Genomic DNA, 16302 nt, shown 5'->3' with positions numbered 1-16302 from the left:
GCTAGCAGGTGATGCAAGGATAAAGGAGAGCGTGATGGCAGCTTGGCCAAAACTAAAATGGGACAATGAGCCCACAGGGCCCCTGAAAGGCATTAAAGTCGTGGATATGGCGACCGTGGTGCTCGGCCCCTATGCAACCGTACAGCTTGCCGACTTGGGGGCAGAGGTCATCAAGATCGAAAATAGCGAAGGCAATACACCGGGGGATCTGATGCGCCATGCAGGCGATTCGCCTACCAAGCAGCATGGACCGATCTTTGCGGCGCTGAACCGAAATAAAAAGGCTATCAATCTCAACATCAAAAAGGCCGAAGACAAGGCCATACTCGAAGCCTTGCTTGAAGAGGCCGATGTCTTCATCCACAATGTCCGTATGGCCGGTATGGAACGCCTCGGATTTGGCTATGAGGCGGTCAGGGCGATCAACCCCAATATCATTTATGTGCACTGCGCCGGTTTTGGTGCCGGGGGCGCCTATGGCGAGCGGCAAGCCTATGATGATCTCATTCAGGCAGCGTCCGGCTTTGCCGCCTTGAGCGAACAGCGTGATGGCGGGCGGCCCACTTATGCGCCTTCACTTGTCGCCGATAAAGTCAGCGGCCTGTTCGCCGCCAACGCAACCATGGCGGCTTTATTGGCCCGTGCAGGCGGGCAAGGCGGGCAATTTGTGCAAGTCCCAATGTTCGAATGCTTTACCTGGTTCCATATGGTGGAAAATCTATGGGGCGAAACCTTCATCCCCGGCAACGGGCGGATGGGCTATACAAGGTCGGTCAATCCGCGGCGTCGGCCCTATCCGACGAAAGACAGTTTCATTGCCATCGTTCCCTATAATGACCGTCAATGGGCGAAGTTCTTTGAACTGGGTGGACGGCCCGGCGTCTTTGACGACCCCCGCTTTGCCACCTATCAGGAGCGGACCAAGCATACCGGCGAACTTTACGCGCTGATCGAGGAAGTCACGGCTGAGCGCACCACCGCCGAATGGCTCGACCTTTTGGCGGCGAACGACATTCCGGCGATGAAATATAACCGCATGGCAGACGTGCTGACCGATCCGCATCTTGCCGACGTCGGCTTTTTTGAAGAACGCGAAAGCCCCGATATTGGGAAATATCGCACGATGAAGCATCCTGTATATTATGCCGGAACGCCGGTGACAAATTATGCACATCCGCCGATGCTGGATGCCGATGGCGACGAGATCAGGACAGCATTAGGTTTGTAACCTGAGCGCCGCGCGGGATATCAGGCCAATAGACCCCGCATGATCAAGTCGATCGTGTGTTCGCGATATCGGTCGCGCATGTTTTCGTTAAAATCGTCTTGATTATAGCAATGCCGCAGCACGAGGCGGGATGAATAAAAACGGTCGGCGGACCCTGTTACGGTGAAGTAGAAAAATTGCGGGTCAATTTTGCGGAATTTACCAGCCCGCACACCTTCGCTGATTAGGTCCTCATACGCCTTGGAAATCGGACGAAGATACAGATCTGCGATCCGTGCCGCTTCCACCGGGGCGCTGTCTCTGACCATCCGCATCAGCAACCGGTTGAGATAGGGAAAGGCATAATAGGTATCGATCACCGCGCCAATATGCAGGCGCAACTTTTCTTCCGGCGGCATATCTTTGGCCACCAAAGCCCCGAGGCCATGGACGATATTGCCCATATCCCGATCCAGCAGCGCCAGCATCAAGCCATTTTTGTTGCCAAAATAATATTTAACCAACGCGCTGTTCAACCCGGCACGCATGGATAATTCGGACAAAGACAGGTCGATTGTGTCGCCTTCGCGCATGATCTGGCTGGCCGCCTCGATCAACTGGCCGCGGGCATTCCCGCTATCCGCGTTTTCATTTATCAATTTAGGTCCAATACTGGCCATATGCTCCCCATCCCAACTGTGCCGTAACGTCACTTATAGACAGGTTCATCCCACCAAGGGAAGAAGTCCGGCATATCTGTGGATATTTTGTCGGGATAAATAGGCGGCCGCTTTTCCAGAAAGCTCGCAATCCCTTCGGCTGCATCGCCCGAACGAGCGCGGCGGTAAATGGCGCGGCTGTCAATTTCATGCGCTGCTATCGGATGTTCCGCCGATGGCAAACGCCACAGCATCGCCCGTGTCAGGGCAATCGATACAGGCGCGGTATTGTCTGCAATTTCACGCGCCAGCTGTGTTGCTTCAGCCAACAAGTCGCCCGGGGCATGGACCGAGCGGACCAACCCGCCGGCAAGCGCTTCTGCGGCATCAAAAACCCGTCCGGTCATGCACCATTCCAGAGCCTGTTGCATACCGACCAAACGGGGCAGGAACCAACTCGACGCCGCTTCAGGAACAATCCCGCGCCGTGCAAACACAAAACCAAAACGCGCAGTGTCGCTCGCCAACCGGAAATCCATAGGCAGTTGCATCGTCGCGCCAATGCCAACCGCAGCGCCATTGATCGCGCCAATGACCGGCTTTTTGCATTGAAAGATACGAAGCGTGAGCCGCCCGCCGGAATCCCGCACCCGTTCATCCGATAGTGTCTCGACCTGCGACCCGCTGGCAAAGACATCGCCGCCACCATCGGGTGTCAGATCTGCCCCAGCACAGAAAGCCCGCTCACCCCAACCCGTTACGATGACGGCTCGGACGGCGTCATCTGCGTCCACCAGATCAAATGCCGCACACATCTCCCGCATCATCACATTGGTGAAGGCATTCATTTTGTCCGGGCGGTTGAGCGTGATGGTGGCTATGCCATCGGTAACGCCATAATGGATCTGGGCGAAGTCGGTCATAAACTCAACGCGGCGCCATCCGGATTGCACCGTCAATACGGACATCTTCGCCGTTGAAATAACCACATTCGATCATGGTCAAGGCGACCATCGCATATTCTTCCGGATTACCAAGCCGCTTGGGGAATGGCACCGACGCGGCCAACGCATCTTTTACCTGTTGCGGCGCACCGTTCATCAGCGGTGTGTTGAAGATACCGGGCAATATCGTGTTCACCCTAATACCCTCGCTCATAAGGTCGCGGGCGATCGGCAAAGTCATACCCACAACGCCGCCCTTCGACGCGGAATAGGCCGCCTGACCCATCTGGCCGTCTTCGGCGGCAACCGAAGCGGTGTTGACCATCGCGCCGCGTTCTCCGTCTTCCATCGGGTCCAGGGTCAGCATACCAGCCGCCGATTTGGCGATGCAACGGAATGTGCCGACAAGGTTGATCTGGATGATGCGGTCAAAGGCATCAAGCGGGAAATGCTTGATGGAACCGTCTTCTTTCGACCGGCTGGCGGTCTTGATGGCATTTCCAGTGCCAGCGCAATTCACGAGGATGCGTTCCTGCCCATGGGCTGCGCGGGCTTTGGCAAAGCCTGCGTCCACGCTTTCATCACTTGTCACATTTACTTCGCAGAAAATGCCACCGATTTCAGCGGCAACGGCCATGCCTTTTTCGGCCTGCAGATCGAATAGCGCGACCTTCACCCCTTTGGCGGCCAGCGCGCGCGCGGTGGCTTCACCAAGGCCCGATGCCCCGCCGGTTATGACGGCTGCAATTGTGGAATCCAGTTTCATATATTCTCCTTCTTTTTCCCTCTCCCGCTTGCGGGAGAGGATAGGAAGACTTGCGAGCTCGCTCACTAGTCGAACTTGGTGAGGGCCCTCACCGCTGCGACTAGGCAATAAATTGCCAAGTCTCGCTGCCTCTCCCGCAAGCGGGAGAGGGAAAATCAAACCCTTTCGATGATCGTCACATTGGCCTGACCACCGCCTTCGCACATGGTTTGCAGACCATATTTGCCCTTACGCGTTTCCAACGCATTCAGCAGTGTCGCCATCAATTTCGTCCCCGATGCGCCCAGCGGATGGCCAAGTGCGATGGCGCCGCCATGCACGTTAATGCGCGAACGATCAGCGCCGATGTGCTTCAGCCATGCCAAGGGTACGGGTGCGAACGCTTCATTGACCTCGTACAAATCAATATCTTCAATCTTCATGCCGGAACGCTGCAACGCACGGTCGGTAGCGAACAGGGGTTCTTCCAGCATGATCACAGGATCACCAGCCGTAACCGTCAGATTGACGATCCGTGCGCGCGGGGTGAGACCGTGGTCCTTCAGCGCCTTTTCCGACACGATCAACACTGCAGAGGAGCCGTCGCAGATCTGGCTGGCATTGGCCGCGGTTATCGAGCCGCCTTCCTGCAATAATTTAACACCCGACAGACTTTCAAAGGTCGCATCATAGCGAATACCTTCGTCGCTGTTGTGGATCATGTGTCCTTCCGGCGTTTCGATTTCAACGCCAACGATTTCATTGGCAAATAACCCGGCCTCGGTTGCAACGATCGCTTTCTGGTGCGATTCCAAAGCAAACTGGTCGAGGTCTTCGCGCGAAAAGCCATGCTTTTTCACAAGCATTTCTGCACCCATGAACTGGCTGAACATGATGCCGGGATAGGCTTTTTCGAGCCGGGGGCTCTTGTACGTGCCAAGGCCTTCCTTTTTGAACAGCATCGATGTCGAACCCATCGGCACGCGGGTCATGCTTTCAATGCCGGCGGCCAACACAATATCCTGGGTGCCCGACATGACCCCTTGTGCGGCAAACATCATCGATTGTTGCGAAGACCCGCATTGCCGGTCGATACTGACCGACGGAATAAAATTGGGCATTTTGGAGGCAAGAACGATATTGCGACCGACATCGCCTGCCTGCTCTCCGCCCATCATGACGCAGCCCATGATGACATCTTCAATAGCAGCGGGGTCAAAATCGTTACGGTCCGCAATCGCGTCCAACACGGCGGCGCCCAAATCCACAGGATGAACCCCGGCAAGCTTTCCACCGCGCCGACCACCAGCGGTCCGGACCGCATCCACAATATAGGCATCCGCCATCTTCACTCTCCCAAGGGCTAAATTTAATCAGACGATTAAACTTTGGCCCAAGAGAGTCAAGTTGAGATTGTTACACTTCGCCCTGGTAAAAAGGCGAATGGTGTTCAGGCCGCTTCGCGCGCGATTGTGATGACTTGTGGATAGGTGAATTCGAGCAGGCCTTCTTCGCCCAATTCAGCTCCAAAGCCTGACTGCTTATGTCCACCAAAGGGCGCATTGGGGGCAAGATGCATCGATTCATTGATCCAGACCGTCCCGGTTTCCAACTGTTCCGCTACCGCAACTGCCGCTTCGGGGTTGCTCGTCCAGATTGATCCGGCGAGCCCATAATCCGATGCATTCGCACGGCTAATCACTTCGTCAACTGTCGTGAATTTCATCAGCGGCATGACCGGGCCGAATTGTTCTTCCGCCACGATGCGCGCATCTTCCGGCGGATTGTCGAGCACCGTTACGGGTACGAAATAGCCGGGAATCGAAGGATCATGGTCGCCGCCGACAAGGAATTTATAGCCCTTGTCCTTGGCATCGGCGATCAGTTCCAGAACGCGTTTATATTGCTGTTTATTCTGGATCGGGCCAATCGCTGTCCCTTGTTCCGCGCCATCACCGACTTTTACAGCACTGGCATAGGCAGCAATTGCAGCCGACAATTCGTCATAAATATCTTCGTGGATATAGATGCGCTTTGCCGCAATGCAGACCTGTCCTGCATTGTAAAAACTCGCCCAAAACAGCTTTTCGGCGACCTTGGCCACATCCGCGTCCGGCAGGACGATCGCAGCATCATTTCCACCCAATTCCAACGTGATGCGCTTCAGATCCTTCGACGCCGACTCCATCACGCGCTTGCCGGTGGCAGTTGAACCGGTGAAGGTTATCTTGTCGATGTCGGGATGCGAAGTCAGCAATGGTCCCAGCGCGTCGCCGCCGGTGATGATGTTGAGCACGCCAGCGGGAAAAACGCCGGCAATCAACTCGGCCATCCGCAAGGTCGCCAACGGTGTGAAGGGCGATGGCTTCAGAACCATCGTACAGCCAGAAAGCAAGGCCGGCACGATTTTCTGTACGGCCATCAAGACCGGAAAATTCCACGGCACGATACCACCAACGACGCCCACCGGAACACGGCGGGTGCGGCTCAGCCGTTTCTCGCTATCTTCGCTGATCTTCTCTTCCAGATTCAACATCGGCAACGCCCGCGTCATGCCGACGCAACCGGCGATTTCGCTGCCTGCCTGCATATGCGGCTTGCCCTGTTCGCTGGTCAAAAGGCGCATCAGCTCATCACTGTTCGCCTTGATGACATCGGCCATTTTGGCAAAACAGGCGCGGCGTTCTTCCATGCTGGTTTTTTTCCACTTTGGAAACGCAGCGCGAGCCGCCGCCACTGCTTTGTCCAGTTCGGCCTGACCGCAATCGGGGACCTGCCCGATGACCTGTTCATTGGCAGGGTTTACGACATCAATCCATTTGTCGCCTGCGACCAATTCGCCGTTGATCAGGTTCTTATACTGGGTGGTCATCAATTCTCTCCTCATGAGTCTCTCGACTTATATCATCATATTGCGGGAATACCGAAACTAGGCTTTGTTCTGTGTCGCCCAATACTCATCACGCAACAAACGCTTGTAAAGCTTGCCGGTATCATGGCGCGGCAATTCATCGCGAAAATCGATACGGCGCGGAATTTTGATGCCCGATAGCTTTTCACGGGCATAAGCGGTCAATTCGTCACGCAAGGCATCACCTGCATCTGCCATGTCGAGCGGTTGGACAACCGCGATCACTTCTTCACCCATTTCCTCATGCGGCCCGCCGATTACCGCGACGTCCCGAACCTTGGGGTGGGCGACCAGATGATTTTCGATTTCCTGCGGATAGATATTCACGCCGCCAGATATAATCATGAAACTCTTGCGGTCGGTCAGGTAAAGATAGCCTTCCTCATCCAACCGGCCAACATCGCCCAATGTTGTCCAGCCATATTTGTTCGTGGCGCTCTTCGTTTTTTCAGGGTCATTATGGTAGCTGAACGACGCTTCGCTTTCGAAAAAGACAGTGCCTTCCTGACCCACCGGCACGTCATCGCCATTTTCGTCGCAAATATGCATGATCGAATTGAGCGCGCGACCTACCGACCCTTTATGGGTCAACCACTCTTCGCTTGAAATGAAAGTGATCCCCTGCCCTTCGGTCCCGGCATAATATTCGCGCAAGACAGGCCCCCACCAGTCAATCATCGCCTCCTTGATCGGCACGGGGCAAGGCGCGGCTGCATGAACCGCGGTTTCCAAGGTTGAGACATCATATTTGTTCCGCACATCCTCCGGCAGTTTGAGCATGCGGGCAAAATGCGTCGGTACCCATTGGCTGGCGCTTATCTTATATTTCTGGATTGCGGCCAACGCGGCTTCGGGGTCGAATTTTTCCATGACGACTACGGTTCCACCGAGCCGATGCACCGAAACGCACCACCGCAATGGCGCTGCATGATATAGCGGCGCAGGCGAAAGATAGATGCTGTCGCCTGAAAAACGAAATGCCATCGCGGCAAGTCCCGACAGTGCGTTCGGGGATGCAATATCGGGGTCGTCGGGCAATGGGAAGCGCACGCCTTTGGGCTGCCCCGTCGTTCCCGAACTGTAAAGCATATCCGTGCCTGCCCGCTCGTCGGCAATCGGCGTGGTCGGCATAGTCGACACAGCAGCGGCATAATCTGTCCAACCGGCTTGGTCGCCGCCCAATATATACCGCTTTACCGGGCTTTGCAGTTGATCCAGCGTCGCACCGAGATAGGAGGATGCGAACAACGCCTTTGACCCGCTGTCTTTCAGGATATAATCCATTTCCGATGCCGTCAGGCGACAACTGATCGCAACATAGATCAGACCGGCCCGCTGCGCGCCCCACACCAGATCGAAAAACTCCGCCCGGTTATCGAGGCAAAATGCAACCGTATCGCCCTGCTGCAACCCAATCGAGCGGAACAGGTGCGCGCATTGGTTTGATCGTTCATCCAGTTCACGATAGCTGATCGTTTCGCCCGATTCCGCCATGATGACAGCGGGTTTATCGGGATTCGCAGCAGCATGGACGACGGGATGCCCCATGATTACTCCCCTAACCAATTAGGTTTGCGTTTCTCTGCAAAGGCCAGAGCGCCTTCACGCGAATCTTTTGACGTGAAGACCGGCCCGCAGATTTCGTTCTGCTTCTTCCACATTTCGGTCGATGTCCAGTCCGGTCGTTCATTGATAACACGCTTGGTAGCAATCAACGCCAGAGGCCCGTTTGCCGCCACCTTTGCCGCCAACTCCAAAGCGGCATCGATGGCCGCGCCTTCGGTCAGCCGGTTAACAAAACCGATTTCATAAGCCCGCTGGGCAGAAATAAAGTCACCGGTAAGCGCCAGTTCCATAGCCATACGTTTGCCGATAATTGACGGCAGCGTCAACAGGCCACCGGCCGCCGCAACCAAGCTGCGCTTGACTTCGGGGATACCAAATTGGGCCTTTTCGTTGGCCACCAACAGATCGCACGCAATGGCGATTTCCATGCCCCCTGCCAAAGCATAGCCCTCGACTGCGCCGATCAGCGGCTTGCCAGGCGGGGATTCGATAAATCCGGCAAAGCCCTTGCCCTTGATGCTAGGCAATTCGCCACGCAAAAATGCCTTCAGATCCATGCCTGAACAAAATGTCCCGCCAGCGCCCGTTATTATTCCCGCATTCAGGCTTTTGTCGCCATCGAGTTGTTCCATAGCGGCCGCGACCCCTTGCGCCACCGCCTGATTGACCGCATTTTTCGCTTCGGGCCGGTTGATCGTAATAATCAGGACGCCGTCCTGCGTCTGGGTTAGGACTTCGCTCATTGCATTCCTTTCACTTCAGCCACGTTTCCCGTTCGTGTCGAGCATCGTCGAGACACCGTTAAGGCGCGCATGACGGACGGGTGTCTCGACTGAGCTCGACACGAACGGGTGAGGTAGCGCGGCATCACCGCCCCTTGGGCAACCCAAGTACATGTTCGCCGATGATGTTCTTTTGGATCTGACTGGTCCCGCCACCAATGGTTGCGGAAAAGCTGTTGAGATAGGCGCGGTGCCAATAGCCATCGTCGACCGCGTTTTCATCGCCGACATAATAGCCTGCTCGGCTGCCCTGAAATTGTAATGAAAATTCGGTCAGTTCGCGGATCAATTCGGTCCGCGCCAGCTTGTTCATCAAAGCCAGGCCCATCGGCCGGTCGCTGGTCAACGGGGCCATCCGGCGGCGCTGGTTATTAAGATTGAGCGCCTGGATTTCGATCATATAGTCAACCAGCCTGTCGCGCATCACTGGATCGTCCAGCACCGGTTTCCCGCCGCGCTTTGCCGTGCGCGCCATGTCGACAACGCTCATCACGTCCATTTCCTTGACGAAATATCCGCCGACCGGATTGACCTTTGCGCCGCGCTCATATTCCAGCGTTTTCATGGCGACCATCCAGCCTTGCCCTTCTTCACCGACAAGACCTGAAGCCGGAATCCGTGCATCGGTAAAGAAGCATTGGGTAAAGCCATATTCACCCGTCAGTTTTTTCAGCCGCCGCGTTTCGACGCCCGGAATCTTCATCGGAGCGAGGAAAAAGCTGAGCCCTGCATATTTGCTGGGGCCATCATTCGACGTCCGCGCCAGCAGGATCATATAGTCCGCGCGATCACCCAGCGAAGTCCAGATTTTCGATCCGTTGATGACATAATCATCGCCATCACGCACCGCCTTGGTCTGCGCCGATCCAAGGTCCGATCCATGCTCTGGTTCTGAAAATCCCTGGCACCAGATTTCCTCGGCACTCAGCATCGGCTTGATATAGCGCCGCTTGTCCTCTTCACGGCCGATGTCAAGCAACAGCGGCCCGGTCCACCCATTCGCAATCGCATTGATCATGATCGGCGCATCATGCGTTTTCATAATCCGCGTGGCGATCCGCTGATATTCCGGGTGCATGCCATAGCCGCCATATTCGGTGGGCCAGCTCATCCCGAAATAGCCAGCCTCATATACCTTGCGCTGCCATTCGCGCAGAAAGTCGAACTGCCGGTCGGTCGACACTTCCATGAATGTCAGCGGCAGCATGAAACCGGGGTCGCGCACCGTATTTGCGGCGAACCAGGCGTCGCACTGCTTTTCGAAATCCGTGAGTTCTTGGGGGCTTGGCTTGCTCATAGCTGATTCCTCTCTCGCTGTTTAATTGCGCGATTAAAGACTGGAATGCAAGAGCGCGAAGCATCAAAATATCATGTAAAAGAGACAGCAGAAGCGGAGATGTTCGTATAATCTCGACGGGACGTCTCTCCCTCTCCCGTCTCTTTTACATTTCAGGCCCGTTTGAACGGCCCCATTTCGCCGAGAAATTCTATCTCACGCTCCATCGCTTGCGTTTCGCGGTCCAGGAAATCAGCAACTGCGTCTCGGAAACCCGGATTGGCGATATAATGCGCGGAGTAAGTAGGCACCGGTTCATAGCCCCGCGCCAGCTTGTGTTCGCCCTGCGCCCCTGCTTCGACCCGCGGCAAACCATGGGCAATCGCATAATCCACTGCCTGATAATAGCAGAGCTCGAAATGGAGGAAAGGGACGTCACGGGTGCACCCCCAATAGCGGCCATAAAGGCAATCCGGACTAACGAAGTTCAACGCTCCGGCTATGGGGTTTCCGCCATCAAAGGCGAGAAAAAGGACAATGCTGTCCTTCATGCTTTCCCCAATGATGTCGAAAAAAGCCCGGGTGAGATAGGGCTGCCCCCATTTTCGGGCGCCGGTGTCCTGATAGAAAACCCAGAAGGCGTCCCACATTTCGGCAGTGATATCCGTTCCCGAAATTTGCTCGATTCGCACGGCAGCCTGCGCGGCGGCGCGTTCTTTGCGGATGGCCTTGCGCTTGCGCGACGATAGCGCCGCCAGAAAACCGTCAAAGTTGCCATAGCCGCGATTTTGCCAATGGAATTGTGTGCCGACGCGAACCAGCCAGCCTGCCGCGCGATAATAGTCCAGCTCGGACTCGTCGACAAAGGTCGCATGGGCTGACGAAAGACCATTTTGATCCACCAAGGTTTCCGCCGCCGCCAACAGGGACGCCGCATAACTTGGATCACGCATCAAAAGCCTCGGGCCAGGCACGGGCGAAAAAGGCGCGGCAATCTGCAGCTTGGGATAATAGCGTCCGCCCGCCCGTTCAAAGGCATCGGCCCAGTGGTGGTCGAACACATATTCGCCCTGACTATGCGTCTTCAGATAAGCAGGAAGCGCCGCTGCGGGAATGTCATTACCATCGCGGATAAGAATGGGGGCCGGTGACCACCCCGTGCCCGAACCAACGCTGCCCGATTCCTCCAGCGCCGACAGGAATGCGTGGCTGACAAAAGGGTTGCCGCGCGGGTTGAGCGCATCCCAAGCGGTAGGCGCGACATCGCCGACCCGGTTCAACAGTTCGGCAGCGACCTCAGGCATAGCCCGCCCAAAACCGTTCGCATCGAGCGCAGTCGAGATGCCATGAGGGAGAGCGCGCCTTCCGGGTGCCTCGACTACGCTCGACACGAACGGAAATGGAGGGCGCCATTAAATCGGGCGCACCTGTACAACACAGTCAATTTCCACCGTCGCGTCCCGGGGAAGTACAGGCACCGACACCGCTGCACGGGCATGTTTTCCTGCATCGCCGAACACCGCCTCCATCAAGTCGGACGCGCCGTTTGCGACCTCCGGTTGATCGGTGAATTCAGGCGTCGACGCAACAAAGACGCCCAGTTTGACGATCCGTTCCACGCGGTCCAGATCCCCACCCAACGCCTTTTTCATCTGCGCGATCAGCATGATGCCACATGCCCGGGCAGCGAGCTGGCCATCGGCCAAACTGCGCGCATCGCCCACTTTGCCGGTAATCACCTTGCCATCGACAAAGGGCAATTGCCCCGACACATACAGCATCCCGTTCGCTTCAACCGTTGGCACATAAGACGCAACCGGGGCCGCAGGTTCGGGCAAGGTGATGCCCAGTTCGGTCAATTTCGCGTCGATCATGATGATACCCTTTCCAATGCGGGCGCTGGCAATTCTGTCACCAGTCGCTCCCTGATCCAATGTTCGGCGTCCGCCCATCGGTCCAACCGTGCATGCGCCGCTTTCGATGATTTAACCCGTTCCCACAATAACGGCTCCCCGACAAAATGCAGCCGCCAGACGTCGGGAAAATGTTCCCCGACCGAGTCATGCTGATGCCCCAGATCATCGACGAAAACCGCCACGCTCGGTTTATATTCTTCCAATATCCGGCCCAGCGCCTCGCCCTTGCCGCCCTGATTGGTATAAACAGGCGCATCGATACCGACGGCCTTTAATTGCGCCGCCCGCGGTTCGGCGCGATGGTCCAGCAAATTGGTCAGAATGACGACATCGGCGACATCGCCCAGCCGGTTAATCGCATCGACCGCACCGTCAATTGCCTGTTGCCGGGACATTTCGGTATCAAAAAAGCCGTTCAGCAAATCCCACACCCGCCCCCGTTCGACAACAGTGCCATCATGTTTATGCCGTAACGCTTCGCCCCAGTCACCATGCACCAGATCAAAATGAATGTGATGCGCCTCGTCCAGCCAATCGCGAAACGGCACGATCATGTGCAACAACACTTCGTCACAATCTGAAATCAACAGGGGTTTACTCATGATTCCAGTTCCTCACGCGCTTTAACCAATAATGCCGGCGATACCCCGATACACGCAGCGCACGCCAGCAGATCGGGTTCATGCGCCTCTAAAAAAGTCAGTATCGCCGCCTGTGTTCCGCGTTCGGCAATGCTGGTCCGCAACCCTTCTGGCGTCAGTCCGGTCAGCGACAAAAGCCGCTCCGCACGCGCTTCATCCATCAAGGCCCAGACCAATGCCTGAAACGCCATTCCCGACGCGTCTAACTTGCCATTTGTTTCATGCATGGCTTTCGCTTAAGCGAAGGCACGGGTGAACGCAAAGCGGGAAAAGGGCTGTAATGTCGAAAAAGGTGATGATTGTTGAGGACAATGAGCTGAACCTCAAGCTGTTCACCGACCTTTTGCGCGCGCACCAGTTCAATGTCGAGGGCGTGCGCGACGGGCGGCTGGCGCTGGAACAGGCCCGGATGTTCGCGCCTGACCTAGTCATCATGGATATCCAGTTACCGCATGTCAGCGGCATCGACCTGATCGAAGCGATGCAAAAGGATGCAATATTGTCCGCCGTCCCGGTGCTCGCCGTAACGGCTTATGCTGGAAAGGGCGACGAAGAACGCATCAGAGCCGCAGGCGCGCGTGGCTATTTATCGAAGCCTGTGTCGGTGATGAAGTTTCTGGAGGCGGTTAGGGTGATTGTGGGCTAGGTCGGCTTACGAGCCTCCATACTTGTCTGTGCCTCCAATTTCTTTTATTAAACTCTGAAGTCGCAAGCTTGGAGGATACGCCTATGGCCGCTGCACCGCTTCCGCAACTTGACCGACTGTTCCTGACAGACGCCGGACTTGAGACCGACATCCTGTTTAACAGGGGTATCGACCTGCCGCATTTTGCGTCGATAACGCTTCTGCAAACCGATAAAGGTCGGCATGCACTTGACGAGTATTATCGCGGCTTTCTGGAGCTTGCTCGTCGGATGGGCACAGGGCTGGTGCTCGAAAGCGCAACCTGGCGTTCAAGCCCCGATTGGGCCGAACCGCTAGGCATGACGCTGGCAGAGCTTGATGCGCTTAACGTAGACGCAATTTCGATGCTGATGACTCTTCGCGAGGAATATCTAAGTTACGCAATCCCCATCATCGTCAGCGGCTGTATAGGCCCGCGCGGGGACGGCTATGACCCTGGACGGATCATGAGCGTGGTTGAGGCGCAGACCTATCACACGCATCAGGCGCGCCTATTCCAGTTTTCACGCGTGGACATGATGACCTCGATTACCATGACCAATATTCCGGAAGCTACCGGCGTGGCGCTGGCGGCAAAGGCTTTGCACGTGCAGGTTGCGATCAGCTTCACCGTCGAAACCGATGGCCGCTTGCCGACTGGTGACACGCTCGCCCACGCGGTTGCTGCGGTCGACGAAGCGACGCAAGGTTATCCGGCTTATTATATGATCAACTGTGCACACCCGGCCCACTTCGCGGAGTCTTTAGAGGAAAATACATCGTGGACGGCCCGCATACGCGGTGTTCGCGCGAATGCCTCGACTTGCAGCCATGCCGAACTCGATGTGATGACCGAACTCGATATCGGGGATCCGGCTGATCTCGCGGCGCAGCACAAAATGCTGGTCGAGCGGTTCCCTCAAATTACGGTACTGGGCGGTTGCTGCGGAACCGATTTGCAGCATGTTACTGCCATCGCGAAAGCCTGCATCGAATCAAAAAGGGCGCCCGAAGCGCCCTGATCGATATCGTATTCAAGCCGTTTAAAGCTTACTTGATTTTGGCTTCCTTGAACTCGACATGCTTGCGCACGACGGGGTCATATTTGCGGAACGTCATCTTTTCGGTGATGTTGCGCGGGTTTTTCTTGGTGACATAGAAAAAGCCTGTGTCAGCGGTGCTGAGCAGCTTGATCTTGATCGTGGCTGGCTTCGCCATGGCCCATTCCTTCGTGTTCGAATTTCGTTAAAAATGATAGCAGCAGCAACGCCGACCATTCACAGACGCGCGCCTTTGCGGATTCGTGCGTGCAAAGTCAAGCATTGAGTCGTTTCTTCACGCTAAATTCGTTCAAACCGCATCGGCTTCGGCGCACCCTTAACGCACGGTGCACCGTGCAGTTTCATCACTTATTAACCATGATGGCGCAAAGTTCCCGAATATATGGGGTTTAGGGGCAAAGTCATGGACATGGATCATGATCGGCAAATGCTGATTCGCGCGGAGTTGAGCGATCTGCTTGAATCCCTGCGGCTGACGTCTTTTGATACCAACCCCTTGCAATTTCTGGTCCGGCTGGAAGCGATCCGCCAAACCGCCGTCGCGCACCATTTCAGCGCTGTTGCCGAAATCGCCGGTGTTTTTGAAGCATCGATGAGCCGCGTTATCGAACATGGCGGAGCCGATTCGGTGGTGAGCAGCTTCACCGGCATATTAGGCGATGCCATCGGGTGTCAGCAGTTAAGCCCATCGGTCACGCAGTCGCTATTGGCTTCTATCGCGGTGCGATTGCCGCGTTAAACTTTTGAATATTGTGGCTATAGCCAGTTTATGGACGCGCTTCTCTCGACATTTTTCTCTGTTTTTTTGGCGGAAATGGGTGATCGCACCCAGATTTTGGCGGCGGTGCTGGCTCTAAGGTATCGAAGGAATGGCGCGATTATCGGCGGGTTGGCGTGTGCGACCCTCCTGAACTGCATATTTTCGGCACTTGGCGGCTCGGTCATCGATCAGTGGATTAGCGAAACCCCCTTGAAGCTTTTTGCAGGGCTCGCCTATATTTTTGCAGGCATCGGCATGTTGATGTGGCGGCGAACGGTGGATCCGTTGGCCACATGGAAAACTCCGGCTTTTCTGACGGCTTTCCTCGGCCTGTTCATTCTCGAATTCGGGGACAAGAGCCAGTTCATCATCGCCGCCCAAAGCGCGCGCACGCCCATTTGGGGAATGGCAATGGCCGGTGGTTTTGTGGGCATCATGGCCGCCACGATTCCTGCAATACTGTTGCGGGCGCGCCTTGCACAGGTCGTCCCGCTCAAACCCATTCGTTGGATATCGGGAGCGCTGCTATTGGGCTGGGGGCTTATATTGGCAACGCAAGCTTTTGGCCTGGCTTGAGTGAACCGTTCGATATGAGTGGACGATAGGCTGCGATAGCAAAGGAAGCCCGGGTCAATTATATCACGGCAATCCCCACCCCGATAAGGAGAATTTGAATGGCAGAAGGCGACAACAGCAAAAAGGCGCTGGCCGATGCACTGAATGGCCTGCTGGCGGACTATTATGCCTTGTATCTGAAAACCAAAAATTTTCATTGGCATGTAACCGGTCCGCACTTTCGGGAGTATCATTTGCTGTTTGATGAACAGGCAGCAGAATTGATCGCCACCACCGACCTTGTGGCCGAACGCGTTCGCAAGCTGGGGCAAGATACGCTGACATCAATCGGTGCGATTGCCGGTAAGCAGCGAATCAAGGATCATGATTCCACGTCAACCGATGCCACGAAAATGCTGAAGGAATTGCGCGCCGACAATGAAAGTCTGGTCAAGTCGCTGAAAGATGCAAAGGATCTGGCCGACGATGCCGGTGACAATGCGACCGATGGTTTGCTTGACGACTGGACAGATCAGGCCGAACAACGCGCCTGGTTCCTGGCGGCGACCATTGGCAAAAACTGAAACGAAAAAGGCGGGCAAAGCCATCTGCTTC

At 55.8% G+C, this 16302-nt stretch carries 19 protein-coding genes; 6 read left to right on the top strand and 13 right to left on the bottom strand.

The genetic code is table 11. The annotated features are described in order from the left end of the window. The first annotated feature begins 34 nt into the window (after positions 1-34). Positions 35-1228 carry a CaiB/BaiF CoA transferase family protein gene (locus EUU23_RS12895; protein ID WP_160354478.1) on the top strand — a complete coding sequence of 398 codons (1194 nt, stop codon included), beginning with the start codon at positions 35-37 and terminating at the stop codon, positions 1226-1228. Positions 1229-1248: 20 nt separating this feature from the next. On the opposite strand, the gene EUU23_RS12890 is transcribed toward EUU23_RS12895, so the two are convergent. From EUU23_RS12890 to EUU23_RS12835, 12 genes are all read right to left on the bottom strand, one after another. Then, on the bottom strand, positions 1249-1887 hold the full coding sequence (locus EUU23_RS12890) for a TetR family transcriptional regulator (protein WP_160354477.1): 639 nt from the start codon (positions 1885-1887) through the stop codon (positions 1249-1251). A gap of 29 nt (positions 1888-1916) precedes the next feature. Continuing rightward, positions 1917-2789, bottom strand: coding sequence for a crotonase/enoyl-CoA hydratase family protein (locus EUU23_RS12885; RefSeq protein WP_160354476.1), 873 nt, complete (start codon positions 2787-2789; stop codon positions 1917-1919). A 4-nt stretch (positions 2790-2793) separates the two neighbouring features. Further along, positions 2794-3576 carry an SDR family NAD(P)-dependent oxidoreductase gene (locus EUU23_RS12880; RefSeq protein ID WP_160354475.1) on the bottom strand — a complete coding sequence of 261 codons (783 nt, stop codon included), beginning with the start codon at positions 3574-3576 and terminating at the stop codon, positions 2794-2796. Between the two features lie 155 nt (positions 3577-3731). Continuing rightward, positions 3732-4901: an acetyl-CoA C-acetyltransferase gene (locus tag EUU23_RS12875; RefSeq protein WP_160354474.1), complete on the bottom strand. Its 1170-nt coding sequence runs from the start codon at positions 4899-4901 to the stop codon at positions 3732-3734. 104 nt (positions 4902-5005) lie between these two features. Continuing rightward, on the bottom strand, positions 5006-6427 hold the full coding sequence (locus EUU23_RS12870; RefSeq protein ID WP_160354473.1) for an aldehyde dehydrogenase family protein: 1422 nt from the start codon (positions 6425-6427) through the stop codon (positions 5006-5008). Between the two features lie 57 nt (positions 6428-6484). Continuing rightward, complete coding sequence (locus EUU23_RS12865) at positions 6485-8014, bottom strand: acyl-CoA synthetase (RefSeq protein ID WP_160354472.1); 1530 nt, start codon at positions 8012-8014, stop codon at positions 6485-6487. Between the two features lie 2 nt (positions 8015-8016). Further along, positions 8017-8775, bottom strand: a complete 759-nt coding sequence (locus tag EUU23_RS12860) for a crotonase/enoyl-CoA hydratase family protein (protein ID WP_160354471.1) — start codon at positions 8773-8775, stop codon at positions 8017-8019. Between the two features lie 124 nt (positions 8776-8899). Beyond that, complete coding sequence (locus tag EUU23_RS12855) at positions 8900-10111, bottom strand: acyl-CoA dehydrogenase family protein (RefSeq protein WP_160354470.1); 1212 nt, start codon at positions 10109-10111, stop codon at positions 8900-8902. A 152-nt stretch (positions 10112-10263) separates the two neighbouring features. Then, entirely contained in the window at positions 10264-11394 is a 1131-nt protein-coding gene (locus EUU23_RS12850; RefSeq protein WP_160354469.1) for a GNAT family N-acetyltransferase, read from the bottom strand. A 108-nt stretch (positions 11395-11502) separates the two neighbouring features. Then, positions 11503-11967, bottom strand: a complete 465-nt coding sequence (locus tag EUU23_RS12845; protein WP_160354755.1) for an Atu1372/SO_1960 family protein — start codon at positions 11965-11967, stop codon at positions 11503-11505. Beyond that, on the bottom strand, positions 11961-12608 hold the full coding sequence (locus EUU23_RS12840; RefSeq protein ID WP_160354468.1) for an HAD family hydrolase: 648 nt from the start codon (positions 12606-12608) through the stop codon (positions 11961-11963). The genes EUU23_RS12845 and EUU23_RS12840 overlap by 7 nt, the downstream gene beginning before the upstream one ends. After that, positions 12605-12874, bottom strand: coding sequence for a DUF3572 family protein (locus tag EUU23_RS12835; RefSeq protein ID WP_160354467.1), 270 nt, complete (start codon positions 12872-12874; stop codon positions 12605-12607). The genes EUU23_RS12840 and EUU23_RS12835 overlap by 4 nt, the downstream gene beginning before the upstream one ends. Before the next feature lie 53 nt (positions 12875-12927). Here EUU23_RS12835 and EUU23_RS12830 point away from each other — a divergent pair, with 53 nt between their 5' ends. Then, a complete protein-coding gene (locus tag EUU23_RS12830) occupies positions 12928-13293 on the top strand; it encodes a response regulator (RefSeq protein WP_160354466.1) in 366 nt (121 codons plus the stop codon). 83 nt (positions 13294-13376) lie between these two features. Beyond that, positions 13377-14333 carry a homocysteine S-methyltransferase family protein gene (locus tag EUU23_RS12825; RefSeq protein WP_160354465.1) on the top strand — a complete coding sequence of 319 codons (957 nt, stop codon included), beginning with the start codon at positions 13377-13379 and terminating at the stop codon, positions 14331-14333. Between the two features lie 28 nt (positions 14334-14361). Here the strand turns inward: EUU23_RS12825 and rpmG are convergent, their stop codons facing one another. Then, a complete protein-coding gene (gene rpmG, locus EUU23_RS12820; RefSeq protein ID WP_125229418.1) occupies positions 14362-14529 on the bottom strand; it encodes a 50S ribosomal protein L33 in 168 nt (55 codons plus the stop codon). Positions 14530-14775: 246 nt separating this feature from the next. Between rpmG and EUU23_RS12815 the strand changes: the two genes are divergently transcribed. The 3 genes from EUU23_RS12815 to EUU23_RS12805 all read left to right on the top strand — a co-directional run bounded on the left by EUU23_RS12815 (position 14776) and on the right by EUU23_RS12805 (position 16271). Beyond that, complete coding sequence (locus tag EUU23_RS12815; RefSeq protein WP_160354464.1) at positions 14776-15111, top strand: hypothetical protein; 336 nt, start codon at positions 14776-14778, stop codon at positions 15109-15111. 30 nt (positions 15112-15141) lie between these two features. Further along, the gene (locus EUU23_RS12810) at positions 15142-15708 is read left to right on the top strand and encodes a TMEM165/GDT1 family protein (protein ID WP_160354463.1); all 567 of its coding nucleotides are present in this window, start codon (positions 15142-15144) and stop codon (positions 15706-15708) included. Positions 15709-15806: 98 nt separating this feature from the next. After that, positions 15807-16271: a Dps family protein gene (locus EUU23_RS12805; RefSeq protein ID WP_160354462.1), complete on the top strand. Its 465-nt coding sequence runs from the start codon at positions 15807-15809 to the stop codon at positions 16269-16271. The last annotated feature ends 31 nt before the right edge of the window (positions 16272-16302 follow it).

It is taken from the genome of Sphingorhabdus profundilacus (genome assembly GCF_009769755.1).
Taxonomy (GTDB): Bacteria; Pseudomonadota; Alphaproteobacteria; order Sphingomonadales; family Sphingomonadaceae; genus Sphingorhabdus_B; species Sphingorhabdus_B profundilacus.
This window is presented reverse-complemented; position numbering and strand designations above follow the sequence as displayed.

Coding starts and splice junctions, on each gene's coding strand:
- EUU23_RS12880 (WP_160354475.1), bottom strand. CDS start 3,576: ATGAAACTGGATTCCACAATTGCAGCCGTCATAACCGGCGGGGCATCG.
- EUU23_RS12865 (WP_160354472.1), bottom strand. CDS start 8,014: ATGGGGCATCCCGTCGTCCATGCTGCTGCGAATCCCGATAAACCCGCT.
- EUU23_RS12805 (WP_160354462.1), top strand. CDS start 15,807: ATGGCAGAAGGCGACAACAGCAAAAAGGCGCTGGCCGATGCACTGAAT.
- EUU23_RS12890 (WP_160354477.1), bottom strand. CDS start 1,887: ATGGCCAGTATTGGACCTAAATTGATAAATGAAAACGCGGATAGCGGG.
- EUU23_RS12870 (WP_160354473.1), bottom strand. CDS start 6,427: ATGACCACCCAGTATAAGAACCTGATCAACGGCGAATTGGTCGCAGGC.
- EUU23_RS12815 (WP_160354464.1), top strand. CDS start 14,776: ATGGACATGGATCATGATCGGCAAATGCTGATTCGCGCGGAGTTGAGC.
- EUU23_RS12810 (WP_160354463.1), top strand. CDS start 15,142: ATGGACGCGCTTCTCTCGACATTTTTCTCTGTTTTTTTGGCGGAAATG.
- rpmG (WP_125229418.1), bottom strand. CDS start 14,529: ATGGCGAAGCCAGCCACGATCAAGATCAAGCTGCTCAGCACCGCTGAC.
- EUU23_RS12835 (WP_160354467.1), bottom strand. CDS start 12,874: ATGCATGAAACAAATGGCAAGTTAGACGCGTCGGGAATGGCGTTTCAG.
- EUU23_RS12885 (WP_160354476.1), bottom strand. CDS start 2,789: ATGACCGACTTCGCCCAGATCCATTATGGCGTTACCGATGGCATAGCC.
- EUU23_RS12855 (WP_160354470.1), bottom strand. CDS start 10,111: ATGAGCAAGCCAAGCCCCCAAGAACTCACGGATTTCGAAAAGCAGTGC.
- EUU23_RS12875 (WP_160354474.1), bottom strand. CDS start 4,901: ATGGCGGATGCCTATATTGTGGATGCGGTCCGGACCGCTGGTGGTCGG.
- EUU23_RS12895 (WP_160354478.1), top strand. CDS start 35: ATGGCAGCTTGGCCAAAACTAAAATGGGACAATGAGCCCACAGGGCCC.
- EUU23_RS12830 (WP_160354466.1), top strand. CDS start 12,928: ATGTCGAAAAAGGTGATGATTGTTGAGGACAATGAGCTGAACCTCAAG.
- EUU23_RS12825 (WP_160354465.1), top strand. CDS start 13,377: ATGGCCGCTGCACCGCTTCCGCAACTTGACCGACTGTTCCTGACAGAC.
- EUU23_RS12840 (WP_160354468.1), bottom strand. CDS start 12,608: ATGAGTAAACCCCTGTTGATTTCAGATTGTGACGAAGTGTTGTTGCAC.
- EUU23_RS12850 (WP_160354469.1), bottom strand. CDS start 11,394: ATGCCTGAGGTCGCTGCCGAACTGTTGAACCGGGTCGGCGATGTCGCG.
- EUU23_RS12860 (WP_160354471.1), bottom strand. CDS start 8,775: ATGAGCGAAGTCCTAACCCAGACGCAGGACGGCGTCCTGATTATTACG.